The organism is Variovorax sp. CF313 (assembly GCF_000282635.1).
In the GTDB taxonomy this organism is placed as follows: domain Bacteria; phylum Pseudomonadota; class Gammaproteobacteria; order Burkholderiales; family Burkholderiaceae_C; genus Variovorax.
The window spans coordinates 1-22,187 of the sequence record NZ_AKIW01000035.1 but is presented as its reverse complement, the minus strand read 5'-3'; the positions used below and the strand labels follow the sequence as shown (position 1 = coordinate 22,187).

Sequence of the window (22,187 nt, the reverse complement as noted above, 5' to 3'; positions counted from 1 at the left end):
GTCGTAGCTGAAGCTCGTGGTCTTGCCGTAGGTGCTCGCACTGCGCATGCGGTTGAAGCCGTCCCAGGTGAACACGGTCTTCTCGCCGTTCCAGGTCCGCTCGACCAGGTTGCCGCGTTCGTCCCATGTGTAGTGGGTCCCCGCATAGTCCTTGAGCAGGTTGTCCATCAGCCGACTGGCCATGCTGCGGCCGTCGCCGCCCAGGCGCACCGCCACGCGGGTGGTGACGCGCCCGGCGGGCTGCGTGTTGGCGTCCAGGTCGGAAGGGTCGCCGATGTTGCCCGCCGGATCGAAGGCGAAGGTCTCGCGGCCCAGGCGGCTGTGGGCTTCCAGCAGGCGCCCCACGGGGTCGTAGCGGTAGCTCAGGTTGCCGCGGCGGCTGTCGCCGATGGCCACCAGCTGGCCGGCCTTGTCGTAGGTATAGCTGCGGCGGATGCCCACGGCCTCGATCGCGCCGGGTTTCGTCTGCGAGATCTGCTGCTCCAGCAGCCGGCCGGCCGGGTCGTACTTCGAGCCCTGGTGCAGGCCGTTGCCCTGGTCGCGGCCGATCTCGCGGTGCAGGTCGTCGCGCTCGAAGCTCAGGATGTCCTGGCCGTCCACGAGCAGGCCGTGCACGTGGCCGGAGCCGTAGGTGAGCCATTGGGTGATGTGGCCGTCGGGACGGACGCTGGCAACGCGCTGGTGGAGCTCGTCGTAGCCGTGCTGCCAGACCGCCGTGTGGCCATGGTCCAGGTAGTGCTGGTGCTCGCGCACGAGGTTGCCTGCGCGGTCGTAGAACCACTGGAGCCTGGCCTCGGCGTTGGTGGCCTCGACCAGGCGGCCGTTGCGGTCGTAGGCGAAGCGCTCGGTCTGGTCACCGGCCTGGCGCTCGCTCAGGCGGCCCAGGGGGTCGAATTCGAGCCGGGTGCTGTGGCCGGCTTCGATGACTTCGGCCAGCACGCCGCTGGCTTCGTCGTAGCGGTACTGCGTGGCCTTGCGGTCGAAGCCGGTTTCCTCGAGCAGCCTGCCGACCGGGTCGTAGCGGAAGTCGTAGCGGCTGCCGTTCTCGTTGTGCAGTTCGCGCAGGCGCCCCAGCAGGTCCCAGTGGTACTTGAGGGTGTGGCCGGCCGCGTCGGTGCGCTGGGACACGAGGCCGGCGCGGGTGTAGCTGTAGCTGGTGCGGCGGCCCAGCGCGTCGGTGTGGGCGAGCAGGCGGCCCTCGGCGTCGTGCGCGAAGTGCTCGCTGGTGTTGTCGGGGTGGACGATCTCCTCGAGCTGGCCCGGGTGGTTGGCGTGGTCCGCCGGCATCGCGGCCCGCGCGGTTTCGCCGGCTTCGGTGTAGCGGTACCGGGTGGCTTGGCCCAGGGCGTTGGTGATCCTGGCCAGGCGGCCGCGGCCGTCGTAGGCCCACTGGGTGGTCTTACCCGAGCAGTCGGTGTGGCTGGCCAGCTGGCCGTCGGGGGTGTAGGCGAGGGTCTTGACGCCGCCCTTGGCGTCGGTGATGCGCACGGGGCGCCCGGCGGGGTCGTAGGCGTATTCGGTCTTGTGGCCGAGCGGATCGATCTCTTCGGTGAGGTTGCCGTTCGCGTCGTAGTCGCGCTTCCAGGTGCCGCCCTCGGCATCGAGGATGCCGGTGACGCGGTGGCGCGCGTCGTAGGCGTAATGGACGCTGCTGCCGTCGGCGCGGGTGTGGGTCTTGAGGTTGCCGTTGGCGTCGTAGACGTAGTCGTCGGTGGTGCCGTCGGTATGGATGTGGCGCGTGATGTTCTTGGCGTCGTCGCGCAGGAACCACTCCTCGCGCTTGTCCGGGTGGATGATCCGGTAGGTGTAGCCCAGCACGTCGTAGTAGTACCAGGTCTCGGCGCCGAGGGCGTCGGTCAGGTAGGTGAGGCGGATGTTCTTGTCCCACTCGAGCGTGAGCGCAAAGCTGCCGTCGTCGCTCCACTCGCGCACGGCCTTGGCGTCGGCGCCGGTGCCGTCGTACTGCAGGTTCATGCCGCGGCCGGTGCGGTCGGTGTAGCGCGTGACGAGGTGGTGGCTGTAGCTGTAGTGCCAGCCGGCGCCGTTCTCGTCCTGCGCGGTGGCGAGGTCGCCTTCGCCATCGTGGGTGTAGGCGGCCAGCTGGCGAACGACGCGGCCGTCCTTCAGCTCCCACAGGGCCTTGATGAGGCCGGTCTGCGCATCGGGTTGGGTGCCGACGTGGGCGATGATGGCCTCGCCCTGCCTGCTGACGATGTCGCTCAGCACCTGCTCGCCGGTGGCGGCAATCACGTGGTCATAGCGCAGGCCGATGGCAGCGCCGCTGTTCGTGTGTTGCGCCACCAGCCGGAAGTGCTGCTTGCCCTGCGAGCCGGCCTTGGCGGCGATGGTGTCGACGAGCTCGTAGGTCTCGCGCCAGTCGGCGGCTTCGCCGGCCGGCATGGGCTTGCCGAAGTCGACCGCCAGCAGGCGCTCGCTGAGGCGTGTGAGGGTGATCTCCTCGATCGGGTTGCGATGGCTCTGTCCCACGGCCAGCAGCGGAAAGGCGTGGCTGCGGCCGTCGGCGCCGTGATAGATCAGGCTCATCTGGCCCTGGCGGCGGCCCTTGGCGGCCTTGGCGACGTCCACGCGCGTGCTGTAGGGCGTGATCCAGCGCGCGCCAAGGCTGCCCTGGTCGAAGGCGGCCAGGTCGCTGCGGTAGGTGCGCGTCCAGGTGATGGGCAGAGGCGCGCCGAGTACGAAGTCGGTGTGGCCGAAGCTCTCGCAGCCGGTGGCCAGGCTGATGGCGCCGCCCGCGGCGGCTTTCGTGCAGTTCTTGCAGCTGGGGTCGCCGCTGGCCGGCACCTGGGCAGATGTGGCGCCCTGTTCACCGCCGGGCTTCTTGCTCTCCACCTGCGTTCCGTTGTTCGCGGAAATGTTGGCGCTGTGCTTTCCCTTGCGCCTGAGCAACGCATCCTTGAGGATCTTGATCATCCACTTGATGCCGTACTGCAGGCCCTCGTCGCCCAGCCGCATGATCTGCCGCCGCGCCATGCCCTTGAGGTCGGTCAAACTGGCGACGGTGTCCCGGATCATCGCCTTGGCGCTGTCGGGCAGCGCATAGTGGCTCGTGGTCGCCGCGACGTAGTTGGCGGATTTCTTCGCGGCCTCGGCCGCGGCGGCCATCATGCGGCTCCAGGTGCTCTGGGTCTTGGGGTCGTAGGTGTTCCTTTCGGCGGCGACACCCGTCGCGAACACCGGCTTCTCCCCCAGCGCCACCTGCAGCGCGCCGATCAGCGCGTCGGCGATGCCGTCGACCTTTTTCGCGCAGGACTGCAGGAAGCCGTCGAGTTGGCCGAGCGCCTCGTCCACGAACTTGTCGAGCGTGCCGGCAATGGTGTCGTTCAGGTGGGTGACGAGCACGGCGATGAACGCCTCGCCGATGTTCGGCACCACGTTCCTGGCCGACTTGGCGATCTCCTGCTTGAGCAGGTGCAGCATGGGCCGCAGGCTCATGCGCGCCGCGCCGGTGGCGGGCGGAAACGGGATCACGCCCAGCAGGTTGATGGCCAGGCTCACCCACTGCAGCACGTCGCTGTACGCCTTCTTGGTGACCATCTCGACGAGGTCCCAGACCGCGTCGATGAGCGCCATGATGTTGCCGATGACCGGCAGGCTGCCCGCGAAAGTTGTCAGCACGTTCAGCGTGACGTAGTCGTTAGTGAGCTTGCGCAGCCACTTGTCGATCTTGGCGGCGCCGGCGCCGATGTCTTCCTCGCCGATGGTGTTGAGCGGCGCCACCGCGGTCTGGCGCTCGCGCTCCTTGGCTTGCGCGTCGTTCTGGGGGGCCTGGTCAGCCATTCGCGAATCTCTCCCGTGTTCTCTGGTGGTCGTCGTCGAGCGGCGCCGGCGATCAGCCCGCGAAGCCCGGCGTCTGGCCGAGCGGCAGCGTCGGCATCGAAGGCAGCGGCGCGGGCAGCTTGGGCACCATGGCGCCCACGGTCTGCGCGGCCATGCCGCCGGCCGCCTGGCCGACCTGGCCCAGCAATGCCTTGGCGCCGCCTTGCTGGATGGCCTGCACGGCGCCGACGGCCTGCTGCGCCGTGCTTGCCGCCTCGCTGGCCTGGCTCACGAGGCCGCCCGCCCTGCCCAGCGCTCCACCAGCCTGGCCCAGCAGGCCCGTTGCTGCGCTGCCGAGCAAGCTCGATCCGCCACCTCCCGCATCGATGGACTTGTCGCTCGCGGGCTGGGCGGGCCAGCGGTTCGGCAGGCCGAAGTAGCTGCCCGTATCCCATGGATCGCTCGGATCGCCGCCGAACGTGACCTTGGCCTGGCCGAGCGGAAGTCCCGCCACGGAGGCGAAGCCGTTCGCGTCGAGCTTGCCGGTGTGCGTGCCGCCGTCGGAGTCGACCACCGTGTAGTCGCCTTGCTTCACGCCCTGGCGCTTGGCGCCGTCGGCCTTGACGTACTGGTGGTACAGGTCGAGCTGCCCCCGCGGCAGCTGCGTCGGCTGGGGCAACCGGGGCTGTCCGTCGCTCTTCGGCCCTACCAGCGAGTGCGATGCGGCATGCGCGCGCCACAGCCCGTTGGTGCCGCTCTCGATGCCGCCGGAATTCCAGCGCGTGTAGCTGGAGCCGCCGTTGATAAGAACCTCTTCCTTCGCCGTGATGGTGATCCGGTTGGCCTCCATCTTGACGTTGAGCTTGGCCAGTACGTTGATGCTGTCCTTCAGCGCCGTGATGTCGATGTCGGCGGCCGCGGCCGCCATGCGGATGCCGTTGTTGAAGGCGACCATGCGCACCGCGTCCTTGGCGCTCACCAGGAAGCTGTTGCCGGTGGCAAAGCTGGCATGCGCCCCGCTGGTGATGGCCGTGTGCTCGACGCTCACGATGTGCGTGGAGCCCTGTGCCGTGGCCTGGATGCCGGCCGGACTCGCCAGCGTCAGGTGCGGCTCCTGGAACTCGGGGAATTCGCCCTGGGCCGCGTTGCCGCCGCTACCCCTGATCGCATCGTTCTGCTCCTTGAGGCCCTTGGCGACTTCGTCCTGATCGCCCGCTTCGTGTGCCTTGGCACCCTTGGCCGCTTCCGCAAGGCTCTCGTGAAGGTCACGGCCTTGCGTGAGCCGGCCCACCGTCTCGCGCATGTCGGTGATGTGGGCCTGGGCGTTGGGCCGCGGCTCGGTCGTGACGAGCAGGCCCGCTTTTGCCCGGATGGCGCCATGCCCATCGGTGCGCAGTTCAAAGCCCTGGCCTCGATCGTCCTTGCGCCCCGCGGTGTCGTCGATGCGCCCGATGTGGCCCAGGCTCAGGCTGGAGCTTTGATGGTCGCTCTTGAGCTGCGCCTGGATCTTGCCGGCCGTGTCGTCGAGCGCCAGGTGGTTGCTCTGGCCGCCCTTGAGCTCGCGGCTGCGCAGGCCCGCCAGGTGCTTCTGCTCAGGCAACTGCCAGGCGGGCATCTCGTCGGCGTTGTGCACCCGGCCGACGACGATGGGGTGGTCCGGGTCGCCGTTGAGGAAATCGACAACCACCTCCTGGCCGATGCGCGGCAACGCGGCCATGCCGAAGGTCGAGCCGGCCCAGCCGAGCGACACGCGCAGCCAGCAGCTGGAGTTTTCGTTGTGCTGGCCCAGGCGGTCCCAGAAGAACTGCACCTTGATCCGCCCGTACCTGTCGGTCCAGATCTCCTCGCCGGCCGGGCCGACGACCACGGCGGTCTGGGGCCCCCGTGTGCGCGGCTTGACGGTGCTGCGCTTCGGCCGCCATGCGTAGGTGGTGGGCTGCACGTCGAAGGCAAAGCGCTGGACGGAGCCCTCGGAGGCGCTCGCGCCTTCGCTGGCCTGGAGGTTTTCCTGGAGGTCGTAGTCCACGCCGAGCAGCAGGTACTGCTGGTTCTGGTCGGCGCGGGGATGGCTGGCCAGGCGCATGGTGAAGCCCGGCGCCAGGTCGCGCCGGTTCGAGCGCCCGCTCGCACGGCTGCGCTCGCTCAGTTGCTCTTCGTTGCGCACGCGCGCATAGGTTTCGCCATCGCCGAGCTCGGTGTGGTTGCCAGGCCATTCGTACTGCTCGAAACCGTCGTGGTCGTGGCCGGGCGGCATCTGCCGCTGGGTGGTCAGGTCGGCCTTGGGCTTCTCGAAGTCATAGTGGCGGCGCTGGTGCCGGCCGGGGCGCACGCTCTCGTGCTGCATCCATTCGGTGACGCGTTCGGCAGGCTCCAGGCCACCGGTCATGCCGGCCTTTTCGTCGGGGTGGTAGCGAAGCTCTTCGCCGCCGGGCAGCGGGCCATGGGAACTCGCGATGTCGTCGGCGAAGACCAGCGTGTGCTGCCCGGCCTCGTGGCGGAAGAAGTAGTAGATGCCCTCGTGCTCGCACAGGCGCGAGACGAACTCGAAGTCCGTTTCCCCGCCGGTCGGCCCCCCGTACTGCACGCAGTAGTCCCAGGCGCGGTAGCTGCGGCTGAGCTTCTGCTCCATGGGATAGCCGTAGCGCCCGAGGACGGCCGTCACGATGTCGGGAACCGTTTGGTCCTGAAAGATGCGGTAGTCGCTTCTGCGCGTTGCCAGCCAAAGCCAGGGACGCAGCCGCATCTTGTAGAAAGACTGCCGGCTGTCTTCTTGAGACAGCCCGAAGCTGGTCACGATGCCGCCGAGATGGCGGGTGTCGCCATGCTCCGTCTCGATGGCGACGGAGGCGCTTTTCCCGAGCAGCGCCTTGGGGTCGATGGCGTTGTGGCTGCCCAGCAGATCGACGTCGAAGGTGTACGGCTGGCTGAGTGCTTCGCGGCCGGCCAGGCGATGGAACTGAAGCGCATCGCCTGCCGGCGTGGCGATGATGACGCGCCGCGTCATGGCGACAAGGACGTGCGTGCACACACGCCGTCGTGGATGGACATGGGATCTCCCTGCAAATGACCGCCGCTGTGGACCAGGGCGAGCTTTGTTCGATTATGTAAGGCGCTGCAGCCTTCGCGTAAGCACCCAAAAGTAGCACCGCGCACAGCTCGAACGTGGACGACTTCACGAAGTGCCCGCTTGCTCGCCGTGATCGCCGGATGCCCTCCTATGTGGCCGCGGCCGGCATCGATGACTTCGATGGGCTGCGACCCGAACATGTATCTTCAGCTCATGCCCGGCGCCACCGAACTCCCCCCGCCGCACCTCCCGCCTTTTTCATCGGCAAGACCCATGAGCCCAACGATTCAATCCGCCCCGAGTGCAAGACGCTTCACACTCCCGCAAGGCCTGGCGATTGCCTCCGCGCTTTCGATGATCCTGCTGTGCCCGGCCACCGCCGCCGCGGCACCGAAAGCGCCGCCGCAGTTCACCGACTACCCGACCACCGCGCACGATCAGCCCCTTGCAGGCTCACACCCACCACTGCGGCTGACGACCCGAACGGCCCGGCGCTACACCACCGTCATCCACCACGCCTACAACGAGCCGCCCAACTTCGCCGGCCATCTGCGGGTGGCAGCCTGGGGATGCGGCACCGACTGCCGCAACTTCGCGGTACTCGACCAGAACACGGGCCAGGCCTACACCCTTCCCAACGTCGATGCGATCGTGGGCGCCATGGGCAACGGCGATGAGCGGGTGGATTTCCGGCTCGACAGCCGGCTGCTGATCATCTCCGGCAGCTTCAATGAGAAGCCTCCGGAAGGCAAGTTCTACTATCTGTGGACGGGGCAGCGCCTCAAGCGGATCTTCACCGAGCCATTGGCTGTAGAGATGATCGACACGTCTCCCGTGGAAACCCAAGCACCTGCGCGCTGAGACGGGGCCCGGCACGCCCCCCTGCGTGAAGGGCGTCAGAAGTACCTAGCGATCGCAGCTGTGCTGGCGCTCGACCTTCTTGGCCATTTGCTCGTTCTCATGCTGCACGCACATCGACATGGCCATCGGCTCGAGCGATCCGCCACCATAGGCCTTGGCGGCGCTGCGTTTGCAACCGCGATCACGCACGGCTGCCCAGCGGGAAATCGTGGCTTCGAGCCGGTCCTTGCAGGCCGGCAACTGCTCTGCCTTGTTGGCGATAGCGTGCTGAAGAACCAGCTCCGCCGCGACAGCGTCACGGTATGCACAGATGTTCATTGCAGATTGACTGGCATCGCAGTTGGACAGGAGGCCACGCAGCGCGTCTTCGGCCAGCCCGGAGCGATGCGCCAATGCAGCCACCACCTCTTCGGGGCCGGGCTGGTACTTCGGGGGGGACGAAGACGCGGCCGCGCCTGCAATCGCGAGTGCCCCCAGCAATAGAGCCGCTACGCGCTTCATCGTGCAGGCCGAGCGGTGGGTTGTGCAGGCTGAAACGGCGCTGTTTCCTCACGCCGACGGTTTGCCAGACCCTGCGAACGGATGGCCCGCAAACGACGACCCCGGGCATCGCGGGGACGCACAAAAACGTTGTTATTCATATGAGTCACAACATCGGCATCAGCACCCCGGTTGGCCGCGTCCAGCACCGACCTTGCGCCCGTCACACCGAGGTTGAAGGTATAGCTCACCAGCGCATCGAACTGGGCTTGCGTAAGCGTCTGCCTGTTCACGTGCCGGCGGACACCGGCCTCGGCGGTGTGTAGTCTGGTTGCCAACTGGGCATCGACCTGCGCGGCTGTAACGGGGCGTACCAGTTCTTCTGCGGTGCAAGGACCGTGATGCGCGAGAGCGCCGACTCCAAATGTGCAGTTGTTCGCCAGATCGTTGTAGTACTGAAGGCGAACATCCTCGCGACGGCGAAGCTCGGCACGCCCGCTGGCGCTCATAGACATGTTTTCATTGGCCATTTCAACTCCCTTGATTTCTTACAGTGGCTCATGCTTGAGTCGCCGACGGCGCCACTATTTTTTGTCTTAGCCAACTCGGCGGAGCGCCAACATGGCCCTCACGAAATCATAGTGTCACTTCAAGACTGCCCCTCTCGTTGACGCAGCCTGCGCAAGCTCGTTATCTGCGTCCGTGATCGACGTGAGCTCCGGTCCGCCTATCCGAGCTCAATGCGTACTACTTGGTGTGCCCTGAGGGGAGCGCGGAGGACTCGCGGGCTATGGCGTTTCGGAAGTGGCTGCTGGAGGGGGCGGCCGCACCAGTTGCCTGATTGCTTCCTGCTGCCGCCCTCAAATCAAAGCTCGTTGCAATAGCTACTGACAGGCGCCCCAGCCAGCTCAGCCGCCATCGTGTCCCAAGCACCGGACGACACCACGCCTGCGATATGCGCCTCATGCTTGCTCCGAGACTCCCACGACTCGACCAGCGTGAACATGCAGACGTTGTCGCCGTGCCCATACAACCGCACGCCACGGCATCCATCCGCCGATGGCAGCGACTGCTTGACCTGCTGCATGAGTTGAGCGAACGCGGATGCGCGCTCGGGCTTGGCTTCGAAAGTGATGATGACGTTGATCGGGTTCATGGAAATTTCTTTGTCGCTGGCTTGAAGAAAAAGGAAGAACGCAGGTTAGCCAGCGCCCTCTCCCGCGCCAAGGCGCGAAGCTGCGAAGAAATTGACCATGGCTGCGAAGGATGCGACCGGCCATCCCCCACATCAGCCCTTCAGCCCATCAACCCGCCTGCACGCGCCGCACGTACTCGGCGGGCGTCGCCTCGAACCGCCTGCGAAACGCGCGATGGAAATGCGCCGCGCTCTCGAAGCCCACCTTCGCGGCCGCATCGCCGGGCCGCAGCCCCGCGCCCAGCATCAGCATGCGCGCCTCTTCCAGGCGCAGGTCGCGAATGCAGCGCATCGGCGTGACCCCGGCCACCTCGCGAAAACTGTGCGCGAAGTGCGAAGGGCTCATGTGCACGTGGCTGGCAATCTCGGCCACAGACAGTGGCCGGCCCAGATGGCGACGCATGAAGGCGATGGCCGTCTGTATGCGTGCGCCAGCCTTGGTAACGGCGCCCGCGCTGCGGATGGCGGCCGCAGCCTCGGAGCGCAGCAGCCGCAGCACGATTTCTTCAACCGCCAGCGGCGCGAGCGTGTGGCGATCCACCGGGTCGTCGGCCGCCAGCAGCAGGCGGGCAAAAGCCTCGACCACCTCCGGCCCCACCGCAGCCGTGAAGTTCTCGGTCACTCGGGCGGGCTCGGCCAGCGTGCCGCTTTCTGCCAGCGCGACAAAAGACTTCACCAGCATGTCGGGCGGCAGGTCGAGATGAATCGCGAGGTACGGATGCTCGGCGCTCGCCCCGACGACCGTGCCGAGGCACGCCACCTCGGCCCCGAGCACCAGGCACTGCGTGGCGCCGTAGTCGAGCGAACGACGATCGCCGCCGAGGTGCGCGGTCTTGCGGCCCTGCAAGACCACCACCACGCCCGGCGTGAGGCGCTGGGTTTTCTCGTAACGCACCGGGCGCGAGAACCGGTAGCAGCGCAGCCCCGGATACAGCGCATCGGTGCGGCCGTCCGCAGGGGTTCGCGCCGCGACCATGTCGCGCAGACGGGCCCAGGCGGCGGTGGGGATGGCCTCGGGCTTGTTGTCGGCGACGGGCGGAGCTGGCATTGGTTTTGTTGTGGGGAGGAGAAGAAAAGCGGAATGCGCAGCGTTGCCGGTTGGCGCGTACCCGTTGTCGGGGCGCATGGCCGATGCTATTGGGTGCTGCCGATGTTCTGTCGCAGCGCTTCATCCGTTGCAGCCGTCGCTTCTAGAGTTTGCATGCACGGAAATCGCGAGCCGAGCGCCACCGATACTTGACGACAACACAACTATCTTCTGCCCCAACCCCCATTTATCCGCAAAGGTAACCGCAAGACACTCCTCTACATCCAAGAAGGAGTGCTCTCATGCCAATCGCCTTGCTCGCGCTGACTCTCAGCGCCTTCGCCATCGGGACGACCGAGTTCGTCATCGTTGGCCTCATTCCCACTGTGGCCGCCGACCTCGGCATCGGCCTTCCCTCGGCCGGCCTGCTGGTCAGCCTCTATGCACTGGGCGTCGCCATTGGTGCGCCGGTGCTCACCGCCCTCACTGGCAAGCTGCCGCGCAAGGCGCTGCTGCTCGGGCTGATGGCGCTGTTCACGGTCGGCAATCTGCTGGCGTGGAAGGCGCCGAGCTATGAATCGCTGATTGCCGCCCGCGTGCTCACGGGGCTGGCGCACGGGGTGTTCTTCTCCATCGGCTCGACGATTGCCACCGGCCTGGTGCCAAAGGAAAAGGCGGCGAGCGCCATCGCGATCATGTTCACGGGCCTCACGGTGGCGCTGGTCACGGGCGTGCCGCTGGGCACGTTCATCGGCCAGCACTTCGGCTGGCGCGAGACTTTCCTGGCCGTGTCGGCACTGGGCGTTATCGCCTTCATCGGCAGCTGGATCTTTGTGCCCAGCAACATCCGCCACACGCCGCCGGCCTCGCTGGCGCAGCAGGCCAAGGTGCTGGCCGAGCCGCGCCTGTTGCTGGTGTATGCGAAGACGGCCATCGGCTATGGCGGCTCGTTCATTCCGTTCACGTTTCTCGCGCCGATCCTCACCGACGTGTCTGGCTTCAGCGCCGGCGCGGTGGGCTGGGTGATGCTGGTGTACGGCATCTCGGTGGCGGTGGGCAACATCTGGGGCGGCAAGCTGGCCGACCGCAAGGGCCCGATTCCGGCGCTGAAGATCATCTTCGCGTTGCTGGCCGCGGTGCTGCTGCTGTTCAACTTCGCAGCGCCGCACAAGTGGCTGGCTCTGCTGGCGGTGCTGATGTGGGGCGCGGTGGCTTTCGGCAACGTGCCGGGGCTGCAGGTGTATGTGGTGAAGCAGGCCGAACGCTTCACGCCGCAGGCGGTGGACGTGGCCTCGGGCCTGAACATCGCGGCCTTCAACCTCGGCATTGCCGGCGCGGCCTGGATCGGTGGGCTGATCGTGACGCACCTTGGGCTGATGCACACGCCGTGGATTGGCGCGCTGGTGGTGATGGTGTCACTGGCCCTCACGCAGTGGAGCGGCTCGCTTGATCGGCGTGCCGGCATTCCTGTTCGCGCTTCGGGGCCGGTGCCGGTCGGTCACTGAACCTCCCCCTCTTTTTTCAACACACAAGGACAACGCCATGAAGACGAACAACAACCCCATTCCCGCCTTCGGCCTCGGCACCTTCCGCCTGAAGGGCCAGGTGGTCATCGACTCGGTGAAGAACGGCCTCGACGTGGGCTACCGCGCCATCGACACGGCGCAGATCTACGGCAACGAAGCCGAGGTGGGCCAGGCCATTGCCGAAAGCGGCGTGGCCCGCAGCAGCCTCTTCATCACCACCAAGATCTGGACGGACAACTACGCCAAAGACAAGCTGGTGCCTAGCCTGAAAGACAGCCTCGCCAAGCTGCGCACAGACCATGTCGACCTCACGCTCATCCACTGGCCCTCGCCCGGCAACGCGGTGCCGGTGGCCGAGTTCATGGGTGCGCTGGCCGAGGCCAAGGCGCAGGGGCTCACGAAGCACATTGGCGTGTCGAACTTCAACATCGCGCTGATGAAGGAAGCCATTGCGGCCGTGGGCGCGGAGCAGATCGCCACCAACCAGATCGAGCTGCACCCCTACCTGCAGAACCGCAAGGTGGCTGAATTCGCGAAGAGCGCCGGCATCCACATCACGTCTTACATGACGCTGGCCTACGGCAAGGTGCTGGGCGATCCGGTCGTCGAGGCGATTGCCAAGGCGCGCAACGCCACCGCCGCACAGGTGGTGCTGGCGTGGGCGATGCAGCTGGGCTACGCGGTGATTCCGTCGTCCACCAGGCGCGCGAACCTCGAAGGCAACCTGAAGGCGCAGCAGCTGCGCTTGACGGATGCCGAGATGGCGCAGGTTGCGGCGCTCGACCGCAACGAGCGCCTGACAGACCCGGCCGGTCTGTCGCCGGCCTGGGACTGATCGTCAGCGTCTCCTGCCATGCGTGCAGGCGCGGCATCACGCGCCGATGGCCGCCTGCGCCTGCCGGCGCCGTGGGCCGCATCGATCGATTTGCCCCTCAGGCACTCCGGTGCTTCAATGTCGGCTCCTGCCATGACCAAGGAGACTTCCATGGCCTACGAAGCGCGATATGTCCTGCGACCCAACCCCGGAGCCGATCTCGGCGCCGTCATCGAAGCCCTGAAGGTGGGCGCGGCGCTCTGGAAGAAGCACGGTGCGCCCGACCCGCAGCTCTGGAGCGTGGCCGCCGGCGAACTGGGCAACTATGTTCTGACCGTGCAGTTCGAGAACGCGGCCGCATACGCGAAGGTCACGGACCCTCTGTCGGCCGACCCCGAATTCCGCCGCTGGCAAGCGGACAACGTGCAGTCCGGCGCGTTCACGTGGGTGCGCAGCAACCTGATGCGCGAGCTTCCCCTGCCCTGAAGCCGCCGCTGCGCTCAATGGGAGCGTCGTCGTGCACGCTCCTTCGCGGTGCGTACCTCCTTCGAAATGGACGAGACCACGGCGGCCCATTCCTCTGCCGTGAGCAGCAGCGCCGTCTGCGAGTGAAGGAGCGTGTCTTCCTTGTCCAGGTGCACGTTCATGAACTGCCGGTGCCGCTGCAACAGGGCCTCGGCCTCCGCGGCCGCTCTCGCGTCGCCGGTTTCGGCGCGCTTCAAGGTGGTCTTTGCCTGCGAGAGGAGGCCGTTGCAGCATTCGCTCTCCGAGTCGAGTTCATCGAGAAGCTCGTCGGCTTCGCTCGACCTTCCGCGCAGCATGTTCAGCATGACGACGCCTTTGGGGCGGTGGGTCGTTTCTTCGAAGTCCTGGAGACGTTCGATGACTTCGATGGCAGACGCCGCGCGTTGTCCGGTGCGCGTCCCGTCGCCTGTCTTCATCGCCGTATCGAGTCGAGCCAACAACTCCCGGGTGCGGGCGTGCTCGGCGTGCAGGATGGCCCATGCGCATTCGGCTGCCAACATGCTTCACCTCCTTTTTTTGGAGCAGCGAACTGCTCCGGGATTGCCTGTGAGCTTTAGCCTTTAACGCCATGGTTCTACATGGTTGCAGCCGGTGCCGCAAGCCTCGTCTCGAAGGCCGGCTTGTCGCCCGCCCCGGGGATTGATACGACTGTTTCAGGGTCTCGTCTACCCAGGCCTGGGCCGCGATCGCGGCAGCCCGTGGCATTCTGAAGAGAGGTGCATCTTCAAACTACACAGGCGATGGAGGACATCCGATGCGGCATGAACGCTGGCTGCGCGCGTTCGCATGGGCCGGAAGCTGCGCGCTTCTGATTGCGTTCGGCATGTGGAGCGGCGGTGGCGCGGCCATTCCCGATGCGCCGGCCGCACCGCCCGCGGCGAGCAGCCGCGTCGTCTCCGGCACCATCGCCTCGGCCAGGACCGGCGCGACCTATCCGCTCGAAATCTACCTGCCCGCCTCCTACGACGGCGGCTCGGCGGCGTATCCGGTCATCTATGCGTTGGATGGCGATGCGGTCTTCAATCCGCCCGGTACGCGGTTCGCGAATTTCAGGGCCGTCCTCGAGGCACGCCGCACGCAGGCGATCCTCGTGGGCATCGGCGGTTCGGCCCGACGCGGAAGGGACTACCTGCTGCCCGGGGCCCTTGCGTACCACGACTTCCTCGCGCTCGAGCTCGTGCCCTTCATCGAAGCGCGATACCGCGCCGATGCGCGAAGGCGCCTGCTGACGGGCCTGTCGCTGAGCGGCAGCATGGCCGGCATCGCCCTGTTTCTGGAGGGCGCGGCGGGCCAGCTGACGTTCTCGCACTTCCTGTCGTTCGAGGGCTCGTTCGGCGTTCAGGCGGACCGGCACCAGGCGCTCGAAGAAAAGATGCACGACGCGCTCGGCGGCAAGCCCTTGCCCGCCACGCTCTTTCTCACGCGCTGCGGCAACCCCGCGGAGTGCAACTTCGAGCCCGTGGGCGGGATGTACAAGCGGCTCCTGGCCCGCTCGTACCGGGGCCTGGTGGCCACGGAAACGACGTATTCGACGACGCACATCGGCACCGATGTTCCGTCGTTCACCGACGCGGTCACGAAGCTGTTGCCATAGTTCGCCTGGCCGGCGGGAGCAACGTCGCGGAGCAAAAGTTGCTGCGAAGGCAGTCGTCTTCATGCCGCGGGTTCGCAAACCGAATCGAGCGCGTACCTGAGTTCGCGCTCCTCTTGCGAGGTCATCGCGAGTGCGAGGGTGCGGAACTCGGCCTTGTAGCAAGGCAGCATCAGTGCCGCGGTGAGCGAGTGAACGCCACTGCCGTGCGCAATGTGCTCGTGGCATGCGACAACGCTGCGATGGATTTCGAGTGCGCGTGCGACGCGGGCCGAGGCCTGCCCTTTCGCGCCCTCGTCGCTTCTCATGAAGATCATTGCCGACTCCTTGCTGCGGCGCGCTTCGCGTGGCGCCGTGAGTGCACTCTATTCAGAGGAGCGCGCAGCGGGGAGTAACAACATCGTCGTGAATCCGGATGACGCATTCGAAACGCCGCTCAGTTGAGCGATCCGCGGCACACGCCGCAGACTCCCCGCCGACCGGGCAGCGGTCAGCCGGGGCTCATGAACCCCGGCGCGGCGCGGCCCAATCGGAAAGGATCTGGACGGCCTCGCGGTCCATCTTCTGCTCGGCGGGCAGGCTGCGCTGCCCCAGCGCAGCACCAGCCTCGGTACGCAGGACTTCCACGTCAATGGGATGCCGCGCCGCCACGGTCACGCCTTCGAAAGCCTCGCCCGACTGCGCAAGCGAAGCCGCGTAGTACAACTTCGCAATGCCCGCAATGTGCATTGCCGCCACGCACATCGCGCAGGGTTCGCACGAGGTGTAGAGTTCGCTGCCCGACAGGTTCACGGTACCGAGCTTGCGGCATGCATCGCGGATGGCTTCGACTTCGCCGTGCGAGGTGGGGTCGTGGTGGGCGACGGAGTGGTTGAAGCCTTCGCCGACGATCACGCCGTCTTTCACGACGACGGCACCGAAGGGCTCGGTGCCGGGCTCCTGCAGGGCTTGGGCAGAAAGGGCCAATGCCCTTTGCATGAAGTGTTCCTGGTACATGGTGCTCAGACCTTTCTGGTGGCCGCGCCTTCGAGCGCGGAGAGAGATGGTGCATCAGTCTGCGGCGCGCGCGAATCGAACAGGCCTGCCGTGGCCGCTGCATAGCGGCGCGGGTCGAAGCACAGCACGAGCGGCAGCAGCGCGACCACGACGGCGGCAAGGTAGGCCCACGCGAGCGTAAAGCCGCCGGTGTGCTCGCGCACCCAGCCGGTGACGAAGGGCGCGAGCGCCGCGATCATGAAGCCCACGCCCTGCATGAAGCCGGCGAGGGCGCCGGCCTGTGCGGGGTCGGGCAGGTGGTCGAGCGCGAGCACCATGCACAGCGAGAACGCGCCGCCGAGGCCGAAGCCCAGCACGACGGCGATGGCGACTGCCGGCACGGGTGCGTCGAAGGTCAGCGCGCAGAAGCCGGCGAGCTGCGCAACGAGCGTGAGCACCAGCCAGGGGCGCAGATCACGGCCGCGACTGCGGGCGATGGCTGGCATCGCGAGTGCTGAAACCACCTGCGCGGCGGTCATCAGCGCGAGCACCGATCCGCCCTGCTGTGCGGTCCAGCCTTGTTGTGCATAGAAGTGCGGCAGCCACGCGACGAGGCTGGTGTAGCCGCCGTTGATGAGGCCGAAGCACGCGGCCAGCAGCCACGCGCGGCGGCTTGCGAAGCAGCGCAGCCACGAGAGGCTTTGTCTTGGCGCATCGGCGGTGAATTCCATGCGCCGCATGTTGAGCCAGTACAGCAGTGCGAAGACGGCAAGCAGCGCCCAGATGGACAGGCCCGCGTGCCAGTCGGGCTGCGCGCCGCCGAATGCATGCGCGACCCACGGGCTGGCCATGGCGCCGAGGCCGCCGCCGCCCATGATGGCGGCGGAATACAGCCCCGTCATGACGCCGATGCGTGTCGGATAAGCCTGCTTCACCACGCCGGGCATCAGCGCCTGGACCAGGCCCACGCCAGCGCCGGCGAGCGCGGCGCTCCACAGCAGTGCCGCCGCGCCACCGGCCACGTATCGGCTCGTGCAAGCCAGAGCGATGGCCGCCAAGCCGAGCGCGACGCCGCCGCGCGCGCCAATGCGCTGGCCGACCGCCGCGCCGAAAAGCGAAGTGGCGCCCATGGCGAACATCGGCAGCACGGTGAGCAGCGCCACCGCATGAAAGCCGATGCCGGTTGCAAGGCGGATGGGTTCGAGCAGCGGGCTGCTCGATGTGAGAAAGGCGCGCAGGTTCAGCGCCACCAGCACGATGATGATCGCGAAGGCGATGCCTCCGTCACGACTGCGCCCTGTCCTCACAGAGACGCCACATCCGCCTGCAGCACGCCGTTGCGCGCCACGATGCAGCCGCCCGCCACCACCAGCTTGCGCACGGGCCGCGAGACGACGGCGTGCGCGACGGTCTGCGCATCGACCAGCACCAGGTCGGCGCGGCAGCCCGCCTCGATCCCGTAGGCCTCGAAGCCGCAGCCGCGCGCGCCCGAGTGGGTGACGGTATCGAGCGCCACCGCGATCTCGTCGTCGCGGCGCAGGTTGTAGCGCAGGCCGATGATCATGGCGCGCTCCAGCATGTCGGGGTTGCCATAAGGCGACCAGGTGTCGCGGATGCCGTCGTTGCCGCCGAGCACTGTCACGCCGGCCTGCCTGCAGGCCATGAGGGGCGGCACGGTGCGCGAAGGCGGCGCGCTGGTGATGAGCACCACGCCGAGTTTCGCCATGCGCGCCAGCAATGCCTCGCGCTCGCGTTCGCTCACGTCGCCCAGGCAGAAGCCATGGCTGATGGCCACCTTGCCCTGCATGCCCAGCGCCTCTGTGCGCTGCAGGATCAGGTCGAGCGAGAACGCGCCCATGGCACCGGGCTCGTGCAGATGGATGTCGATGGGGCGCTGATGCTTGTGGGCGATGCCGAACAGCACGTCGAGCGACTTCACCGGGTCGCCGTCGATGGCGCAGGGGTCGAGGCCGCCGAGCACGTCGGCGCCCAGCGCCAGCGACTGGTCGAGCAGCTCGGCCGTGCCCGGCCGGCCCAGCAGGCCCGATTGCGGGAATGCGACGATCTGGATCTGCTGCAGCTTGCTCAGCGCCTCACGCGTGCGGATGGTGCCTTCGAGATGGCGCAGGCCGGCCTGGGTGTCGACGTCGACGTGCGTGCGCAGCCGCGTGGTGCCGAGCGCCAGGAAGGCCTTGGCCAGCACCAGCGACTGCGCGGCCGCGTCATGCCCGCTGGCGTGGCGAAACGCGCGCTCGTTCTCGATCTTGTCGATGAGGTTCACGCCGACCTCGTTGCGGTACCAGTCCATGCCCCACATGGTCTTGTCGAGATGCGTGTGGCCTTCGACGAGGCCGGGCAGCAGCAAGGCGCCGTGGCCTTCCTCGACGGTGGCGCCGACCGGCGCGGCAAGCTCCGCGCCGAGCGCGGCGATGCGGTCGTCCTGCACCAGCACGTCGACGGGGGAGGCGCCCCCGGGGCGCACGTTGCGGATCAGGAGCGATGGCATGTGGGGCGGTCCGTTTCTCTATCTTGGTCTGGGCATCAAGCGGGCTGGGCTGCGATGGCGCGGCGGGTCGTGTTCGGGGTGAGCAGCGCCACCACGACGAACACCAGCGCATTCGTCGCCAGCGCCACGAGCCCGGTGTTGAGCGACTTGAACACGACCGGCGCGGCCGGGAACAGCGTACCCAGGTTGGAGCCGGTGGTCATCATGAAGCCGAGCACCGCACCGCCCGCCAGGATGCCGGCGAAGGCGGCGTGCCTGTTGCCGAAGGGCTTCTTCATGAGGCTAAAGAGCAGCGAGGGCAGCAGCTGCGTGAGCAGGCTCGAAGCGAAGATGGCCACCGACACGATGGTGGTGCCGCCGCGCAGCACAAAGTAAACCGCCACCAGTGCGAACACCGGCAGCACGCCGCGCGCCACGCGCGACACCTGCCTGTCGGTGGCGTTGGGCGCGAAGCCTTCCTTGTAGACGTTCTTGCCGATCACGGTGGATGCGGTGAGCAAAATCATCGAGCCCGGCACGAGCGCGGTGAGCACGCCGGTGCCGCCGATCACGCCGACGAACCACGGGTCGAAGGTGTGCTTCACCAGGCCGAAGAGGGCCAGGTCGACGTCGGAGCCCTTGAGCCCCGGCACCTGCAGGATGGCCGCGAAGCCGACCAGGAACAGGAAGGCGATGACCACTTGGTACAGCGGCATCAGGATGGTGTTGCGGCGCACCGCACTCGCGCTCTTGGCGGCATACACTGAGGTGAGATTGAACGGGTACAGGTAGTAGCCCAGCGCCGTCAGCAGGATGGTCGAGTTGTACCAGGTGAGGTTCAGGCCCTCCTTCGGGAACTCGAAGAAGCCGGGGTTGGCGGCGTGGATGGCGGTGAACATCGGCGCGACGCCGCCGTAGTAGTGCCACGGCAGGTAAATGCCGAGGAACATCGCGAGCGCGAGGATCAGGATGTCCTTCACGATGGCGATGCTGGCCGAGCCGTGGATGCCCGAGAACAGGATGTAGCTGACCATCACCAGCGTACCGATCCAGATCGCCACCTGCGGCGCGATGGAGCCGTACGAGGCCTCCGACACGATGATGCCGAGCCCGCGCAGCTGGATGGTGAGCAGCGCGACCATGCCCATGAGCGCCACGATGGACACCAGCACGCCCAGCGCACGGCTGTCGTACTTGTGCGCGAAGAAGTCCGAAAACGACACCAGCTTGTGCGCGGTGGCGTAGCGCCAGATGGCCGGCAGCATCCAGAAGGCCATGAGATAGGCCAGCCCGCCGTAGGCCAGGATGTAGAAGGCCGGCGTGCCCTTGCTGTAAGACCAGCCGCTGGCGCCCAGGAAGGTGAAGGTGGAGAACGACTCGCCCGCCATCAGCAGGAACACCATGATGGCGCCCAGCCCGCGCCCGCCGATCGCCCATTGCTCCAGGCTCATGGTGCGGCCGCGCCGCGCGAGCACGGCGAGGCCCAGCGCGCCGATGACGAACAGGGCGATGACGCCGAGTGCCGCGTTCATCGCGCGCCTCCGGTGGAGGAAGAAGGCGCATCGATGTCGCCTTCGGCGCGGTCGATGACCACCATGATCAGCGAGGTCAGCACCAGCCAGCTGACATTCCACACCATCAGGAAGGGCATGCCAAGCACGAAGGTGGGAGCGACGGAGGACAGCCATCCCCCGCTGAAGAAGGCGGCGACCGGCAGCGCGGCAAGCCATTTGGCGGATTTCATGGGAGCCTCGATTCTTGTCTCGGGTTGTGATTTTCTGGAATTTTGGTTAACCATACATTTTTATTTGGTTAACCAAACGGAAGCGGATGGTACGGAGTGCACGGGGCCGAGTCAATCCGGGGGCTTTCCCTGAGGGTGCGGTCCGCAGGCAATAATCCGGTTGCCTATGCCCTCCGCCGCACGCAAGTCCCCAGCGACAGCCCCCTCCCCCGAGCCCACCGAAGCCGACGATCCGAACGTGGACGAACGCGTCTACGGCGCAGTCTCCAAGGCCTTGCTGAGCGGCAAGCTGCGCCCCGGCACGCCCTTGCGCGAGCGCGCGCTGGCCGAAGCGCTGGGCTGCACGCGCGGCGCGGTGCGCAAGGCGCTGGCGCGGCTGGGCTCGGAAAAACGGCTGGTGCTGGAGCACAACCGGGGCGCCTTCGTGCCCAACCCGTCCATCGACGACATGCGCGGCATCTACCGCGCGCGCCGCATCGTGGAGGCGGGGCTGGTGACCACGCTCTTCGGCAATCTCTCACGCGAGCAGGTGACCACGCTGCGCAAGCACGTGCAGGCGGAGCAGAAGGCCTTCAAGGAAGGCCGGCGCGAGGACGCGGTCCGGCTGGCGGGCGACTTCCACCTGCTGCTGGCGCAGATGGCGGACAGCGAGGAGCTGCTGTCGTACATCCGGCGGCTGATCTCGAACACCGAGCTCTACAAGGCACTCTACGACTCCGCCGAGGCCGCGAGCTGCGCGCCGCGCGAGCATGAGCAGATCATCGAGGCGCTGGCCACGGGCAAATCGCTCGACAAGGCGCTGGCGGTAGCGCTGGAGCATCTGGACGAGCTGGAGCAGCGCGTGATCGCGGGCGCTGCGGCCGAGCAGGAAGTGGACCTTGCGACGCTGCTGAACGGCGGCGGCACCAGCAGCGGCAACAAGGGCAGCAAGCCGCACGCGCACGACCACTGAGGCATCCACGCTTCGCTCGCGGCCGAAGTGTGGCCGCGCCGGTCGGGGAATGATCGGCGCACCATGCACGCATCCACACCCTCCTCCATCGACAAGCCCCGCGCCAACCTGGCCTTCGAATGGGCGCTGCTCGCGGTGCTCGCCACCTGCTGGGGCGCCTCGTACACCTTCATCAAGATCGGCGTGGCGACGATCCCGCCCGTCACGCTGATCGCGGCGCGCACGCTAATCGCCGGAGCGCTGCTGCTCGCGGTGCTGCACATGCGCGGCGTGAAACTGCCGAAGGACGCCACTGCGTGGCGCCGCTTCGCACTGCAGGCCTGCCTGAACAGCGTGCTGCCCTTCACGCTCATCGCCTGGGCCGAGCGCAGCGTCGATGCCGGCCTGGCGACCATCCTCAACTCGACCTCGCCGATCTTCATCTTCCTGCTGGGGCTGGGCCTCGGCGGCTCCGACAAGCCCACGCTGCGCCGCCTGTTCGGCGTGAGCGCGGGGCTGGCGGGCATCTGCCTGATCGTGGGCTTCGAGGCGCTGAACGGGCTCGGGCATTCGCTGCTCGCGCAGCTCGCGCTGGTGGCGGCCGCCGTCTGCTACGGCTGCGCCGCGATGTTCGGGCGCGTGTTCAAGGGGCTGGACCCGATGGTGCCAGCCGCTGGTTCGCTCGTCAGCGGCGCGGCGATGCTGCTGCCCGCGAGCATCGTCATCGACAGGCCGTGGACGCTCTCGCCGTCGGCCGCGTCGATGGCGGCGGTGCTCGCGCTCGCGGCGCTCTCCACGGCGCTGGCTTTCACGATCTACTTCCGGCTCATCAAGACGCTGGGGCCGATGTCCACCGCCGCGCAGGCCTATCTGCGCGTGCCCATCGGCGTGCTGATCGGCACGACGTTCCTGGCCGAGAGGCTGGCGCCCACGGCGTGGATCGGGCTGGCCTGCGTGGTCACTGGCGTGGTCGCGATGACGATGCCCGGGACGAAACTTTTGCGCCGCGCGCTGCAGTTTTTACGCGGTGTTTAGACGCCCGCCCATACGCTGCCGGCTCCTCCATCCGTCAGCGAATTCTTCGATGAAAAACATTCTCCGCATCGCCCTGCCGATGCTCGTTCTTCCCGCCTTTTCCGCCCTGCCGATGCTCGCGAGCGCGCAACTCACGGGCAACGTGTCCATCACC

The 22,187-nt window shown here is 67.2% G+C and carries 20 protein-coding genes; 7 read left to right on the top strand and 13 right to left on the bottom strand.

What is annotated here, in order from left to right; translation table 11 throughout:
- Together PMI12_RS11745 and PMI12_RS11740 are read right to left on the bottom strand one after the other, a co-directional pair.
- Positions 1 to 3,798: DUF6531 domain-containing protein (locus PMI12_RS11745; RefSeq protein WP_007832422.1), on the bottom strand; the 3,798-nt coding region annotated here is incomplete at its 3' end.
- Between the two features lie 52 nt (positions 3,799 to 3,850).
- Positions 3,851 to 6,781 carry a type VI secretion system Vgr family protein gene (locus PMI12_RS11740; protein ID WP_007832421.1) on the bottom strand — a complete coding sequence of 977 codons (2,931 nt, stop codon included), beginning with the start codon at positions 6,779 to 6,781 and terminating at the stop codon, positions 3,851 to 3,853.
- Positions 6,782 to 7,117: 336 nt separating this feature from the next.
- Here PMI12_RS11740 and PMI12_RS11735 point away from each other — a divergent pair, with 336 nt between their 5' ends.
- Entirely contained in the window at positions 7,118 to 7,705 is a 588-nt protein-coding gene (locus tag PMI12_RS11735; RefSeq protein WP_237726081.1) for a hypothetical protein, read from the top strand.
- A 45-nt stretch (positions 7,706 to 7,750) separates the two neighbouring features.
- Here PMI12_RS11735 and PMI12_RS11730 read toward each other — a convergent pair whose 3' ends face one another.
- The 4 genes from PMI12_RS11730 to PMI12_RS11715 all read right to left on the bottom strand — a co-directional run bounded on the left by PMI12_RS11730 (position 7,751) and on the right by PMI12_RS11715 (position 10,428).
- Positions 7,751 to 8,206: a lysozyme inhibitor LprI family protein gene (locus PMI12_RS11730; protein ID WP_007832419.1), complete on the bottom strand. Its 456-nt coding sequence runs from the start codon at positions 8,204 to 8,206 to the stop codon at positions 7,751 to 7,753.
- Complete coding sequence (locus PMI12_RS28155) at positions 8,203 to 8,715, bottom strand: glycoside hydrolase family protein (RefSeq protein WP_042673238.1); 513 nt, start codon at positions 8,713 to 8,715, stop codon at positions 8,203 to 8,205. The genes PMI12_RS11730 and PMI12_RS28155 overlap by 4 nt, the downstream gene beginning before the upstream one ends.
- A gap of 335 nt (positions 8,716 to 9,050) precedes the next feature.
- A complete protein-coding gene (locus PMI12_RS11720; protein ID WP_007832417.1) occupies positions 9,051 to 9,341 on the bottom strand; it encodes a putative quinol monooxygenase in 291 nt (96 codons plus the stop codon).
- Between the two features lie 148 nt (positions 9,342 to 9,489).
- Positions 9,490 to 10,428 carry an AraC family transcriptional regulator gene (locus tag PMI12_RS11715; RefSeq protein ID WP_007832416.1) on the bottom strand — a complete coding sequence of 313 codons (939 nt, stop codon included), beginning with the start codon at positions 10,426 to 10,428 and terminating at the stop codon, positions 9,490 to 9,492.
- Positions 10,429 to 10,709: 281 nt separating this feature from the next.
- Between PMI12_RS11715 and PMI12_RS11710 the strand changes: the two genes are divergently transcribed.
- From PMI12_RS11710 to PMI12_RS11700, 3 genes are all read left to right on the top strand, one after another.
- A complete protein-coding gene (locus tag PMI12_RS11710) occupies positions 10,710 to 11,912 on the top strand; it encodes an MFS transporter (RefSeq protein ID WP_007832411.1) in 1,203 nt (400 codons plus the stop codon).
- A gap of 37 nt (positions 11,913 to 11,949) precedes the next feature.
- The gene (dkgB, locus tag PMI12_RS11705) at positions 11,950 to 12,768 is read left to right on the top strand and encodes a 2,5-didehydrogluconate reductase DkgB (RefSeq protein WP_007832409.1); all 819 of its coding nucleotides are present in this window, start codon (positions 11,950 to 11,952) and stop codon (positions 12,766 to 12,768) included.
- 150 nt (positions 12,769 to 12,918) lie between these two features.
- The gene (locus PMI12_RS11700) at positions 12,919 to 13,233 is read left to right on the top strand and encodes an NIPSNAP family protein (RefSeq protein ID WP_007832404.1); all 315 of its coding nucleotides are present in this window, start codon (positions 12,919 to 12,921) and stop codon (positions 13,231 to 13,233) included.
- Positions 13,234 to 13,247: 14 nt separating this feature from the next.
- On the opposite strand, the gene PMI12_RS11695 is transcribed toward PMI12_RS11700, so the two are convergent.
- Positions 13,248 to 13,772, bottom strand: a complete 525-nt coding sequence (locus PMI12_RS11695) for a hemerythrin domain-containing protein (RefSeq protein WP_007832402.1) — start codon at positions 13,770 to 13,772, stop codon at positions 13,248 to 13,250.
- 254 nt (positions 13,773 to 14,026) lie between these two features.
- Here PMI12_RS11695 and PMI12_RS11690 point away from each other — a divergent pair, with 254 nt between their 5' ends.
- Positions 14,027 to 14,866 carry an alpha/beta hydrolase-fold protein gene (locus tag PMI12_RS11690; protein ID WP_007832401.1) on the top strand — a complete coding sequence of 280 codons (840 nt, stop codon included), beginning with the start codon at positions 14,027 to 14,029 and terminating at the stop codon, positions 14,864 to 14,866.
- Between the two features lie 59 nt (positions 14,867 to 14,925).
- Here PMI12_RS11690 and PMI12_RS11685 read toward each other — a convergent pair whose 3' ends face one another.
- From PMI12_RS11685 to PMI12_RS11660, 6 genes are all read right to left on the bottom strand, one after another.
- Positions 14,926 to 15,180 (bottom strand): hypothetical protein, encoded by a 255-nt coding sequence (locus PMI12_RS11685; RefSeq protein ID WP_007832400.1) that lies wholly within the window; start codon positions 15,178 to 15,180, stop codon positions 14,926 to 14,928.
- A 184-nt stretch (positions 15,181 to 15,364) separates the two neighbouring features.
- The gene (locus PMI12_RS11680; RefSeq protein ID WP_237726080.1) at positions 15,365 to 15,841 is read right to left on the bottom strand and encodes a nucleoside deaminase; all 477 of its coding nucleotides are present in this window, start codon (positions 15,839 to 15,841) and stop codon (positions 15,365 to 15,367) included.
- A gap of 23 nt (positions 15,842 to 15,864) precedes the next feature.
- Positions 15,865 to 17,145 carry a cyanate transporter gene (locus tag PMI12_RS11675; RefSeq protein ID WP_007832398.1) on the bottom strand — a complete coding sequence of 427 codons (1,281 nt, stop codon included), beginning with the start codon at positions 17,143 to 17,145 and terminating at the stop codon, positions 15,865 to 15,867.
- Entirely contained in the window at positions 17,142 to 18,344 is a 1,203-nt protein-coding gene (locus tag PMI12_RS11670; RefSeq protein ID WP_007832397.1) for an amidohydrolase family protein, read from the bottom strand. Before PMI12_RS11670 ends, PMI12_RS11675 begins: the two co-directional genes overlap by 4 nt.
- A gap of 35 nt (positions 18,345 to 18,379) precedes the next feature.
- Positions 18,380 to 19,855 (bottom strand): sodium:solute symporter family protein, encoded by a 1,476-nt coding sequence (locus PMI12_RS11665; protein ID WP_007832395.1) that lies wholly within the window; start codon positions 19,853 to 19,855, stop codon positions 18,380 to 18,382.
- A complete protein-coding gene (locus PMI12_RS11660) occupies positions 19,852 to 20,067 on the bottom strand; it encodes a DUF3311 domain-containing protein (protein WP_007832390.1) in 216 nt (71 codons plus the stop codon). Before PMI12_RS11660 ends, PMI12_RS11665 begins: the two co-directional genes overlap by 4 nt.
- A gap of 166 nt (positions 20,068 to 20,233) precedes the next feature.
- Here PMI12_RS11660 and PMI12_RS11655 point away from each other — a divergent pair, with 166 nt between their 5' ends.
- Both PMI12_RS11655 and PMI12_RS11650 read left to right on the top strand, forming a co-directional pair.
- Positions 20,234 to 21,019 (top strand): GntR family transcriptional regulator, encoded by a 786-nt coding sequence (locus tag PMI12_RS11655; RefSeq protein WP_007832388.1) that lies wholly within the window; start codon positions 20,234 to 20,236, stop codon positions 21,017 to 21,019.
- Positions 21,020 to 21,082: 63 nt separating this feature from the next.
- On the top strand, positions 21,083 to 22,033 hold the full coding sequence (locus PMI12_RS11650; protein ID WP_007832385.1) for a DMT family transporter: 951 nt from the start codon (positions 21,083 to 21,085) through the stop codon (positions 22,031 to 22,033).
- The last annotated feature ends 154 nt before the right edge of the window (positions 22,034 to 22,187 follow it).

Excerpts from the sequence above, each read along its gene's own strand:
- PMI12_RS11740 (WP_007832421.1), bottom strand. The coding sequence starts at position 6,781 with ATGACGCGGCGCGTCATCATCGCCACGCCGGCAGGCGATGCGCTTCAG.
- PMI12_RS11735 (WP_237726081.1), top strand. The coding sequence starts at position 7,118 with ATGAGCCCAACGATTCAATCCGCCCCGAGTGCAAGACGCTTCACACTC.
- PMI12_RS11730 (WP_007832419.1), bottom strand. The coding sequence starts at position 8,206 with ATGAAGCGCGTAGCGGCTCTATTGCTGGGGGCACTCGCGATTGCAGGC.
- PMI12_RS28155 (WP_042673238.1), bottom strand. The coding sequence starts at position 8,715 with ATGGCCAATGAAAACATGTCTATGAGCGCCAGCGGGCGTGCCGAGCTT.
- PMI12_RS11720 (WP_007832417.1), bottom strand. The coding sequence starts at position 9,341 with ATGAACCCGATCAACGTCATCATCACTTTCGAAGCCAAGCCCGAGCGC.
- PMI12_RS11715 (WP_007832416.1), bottom strand. The coding sequence starts at position 10,428 with ATGCCAGCTCCGCCCGTCGCCGACAACAAGCCCGAGGCCATCCCCACC.
- PMI12_RS11710 (WP_007832411.1), top strand. The coding sequence starts at position 10,710 with ATGCCAATCGCCTTGCTCGCGCTGACTCTCAGCGCCTTCGCCATCGGG.
- dkgB (WP_007832409.1), top strand. The coding sequence starts at position 11,950 with ATGAAGACGAACAACAACCCCATTCCCGCCTTCGGCCTCGGCACCTTC.
- PMI12_RS11700 (WP_007832404.1), top strand. The coding sequence starts at position 12,919 with ATGGCCTACGAAGCGCGATATGTCCTGCGACCCAACCCCGGAGCCGAT.
- PMI12_RS11695 (WP_007832402.1), bottom strand. The coding sequence starts at position 13,772 with ATGTTGGCAGCCGAATGCGCATGGGCCATCCTGCACGCCGAGCACGCC.
- PMI12_RS11690 (WP_007832401.1), top strand. The coding sequence starts at position 14,027 with ATGCGGCATGAACGCTGGCTGCGCGCGTTCGCATGGGCCGGAAGCTGC.
- PMI12_RS11685 (WP_007832400.1), bottom strand. The coding sequence starts at position 15,180 with ATGATCTTCATGAGAAGCGACGAGGGCGCGAAAGGGCAGGCCTCGGCC.
- PMI12_RS11680 (WP_237726080.1), bottom strand. The coding sequence starts at position 15,841 with ATGCAAAGGGCATTGGCCCTTTCTGCCCAAGCCCTGCAGGAGCCCGGC.
- PMI12_RS11670 (WP_007832397.1), bottom strand. The coding sequence starts at position 18,344 with ATGCCATCGCTCCTGATCCGCAACGTGCGCCCCGGGGGCGCCTCCCCC.
- PMI12_RS11665 (WP_007832395.1), bottom strand. The coding sequence starts at position 19,855 with ATGAACGCGGCACTCGGCGTCATCGCCCTGTTCGTCATCGGCGCGCTG.
- PMI12_RS11660 (WP_007832390.1), bottom strand. The coding sequence starts at position 20,067 with ATGAAATCCGCCAAATGGCTTGCCGCGCTGCCGGTCGCCGCCTTCTTC.
- PMI12_RS11655 (WP_007832388.1), top strand. The coding sequence starts at position 20,234 with ATGCCCTCCGCCGCACGCAAGTCCCCAGCGACAGCCCCCTCCCCCGAG.
- PMI12_RS11650 (WP_007832385.1), top strand. The coding sequence starts at position 21,083 with ATGCACGCATCCACACCCTCCTCCATCGACAAGCCCCGCGCCAACCTG.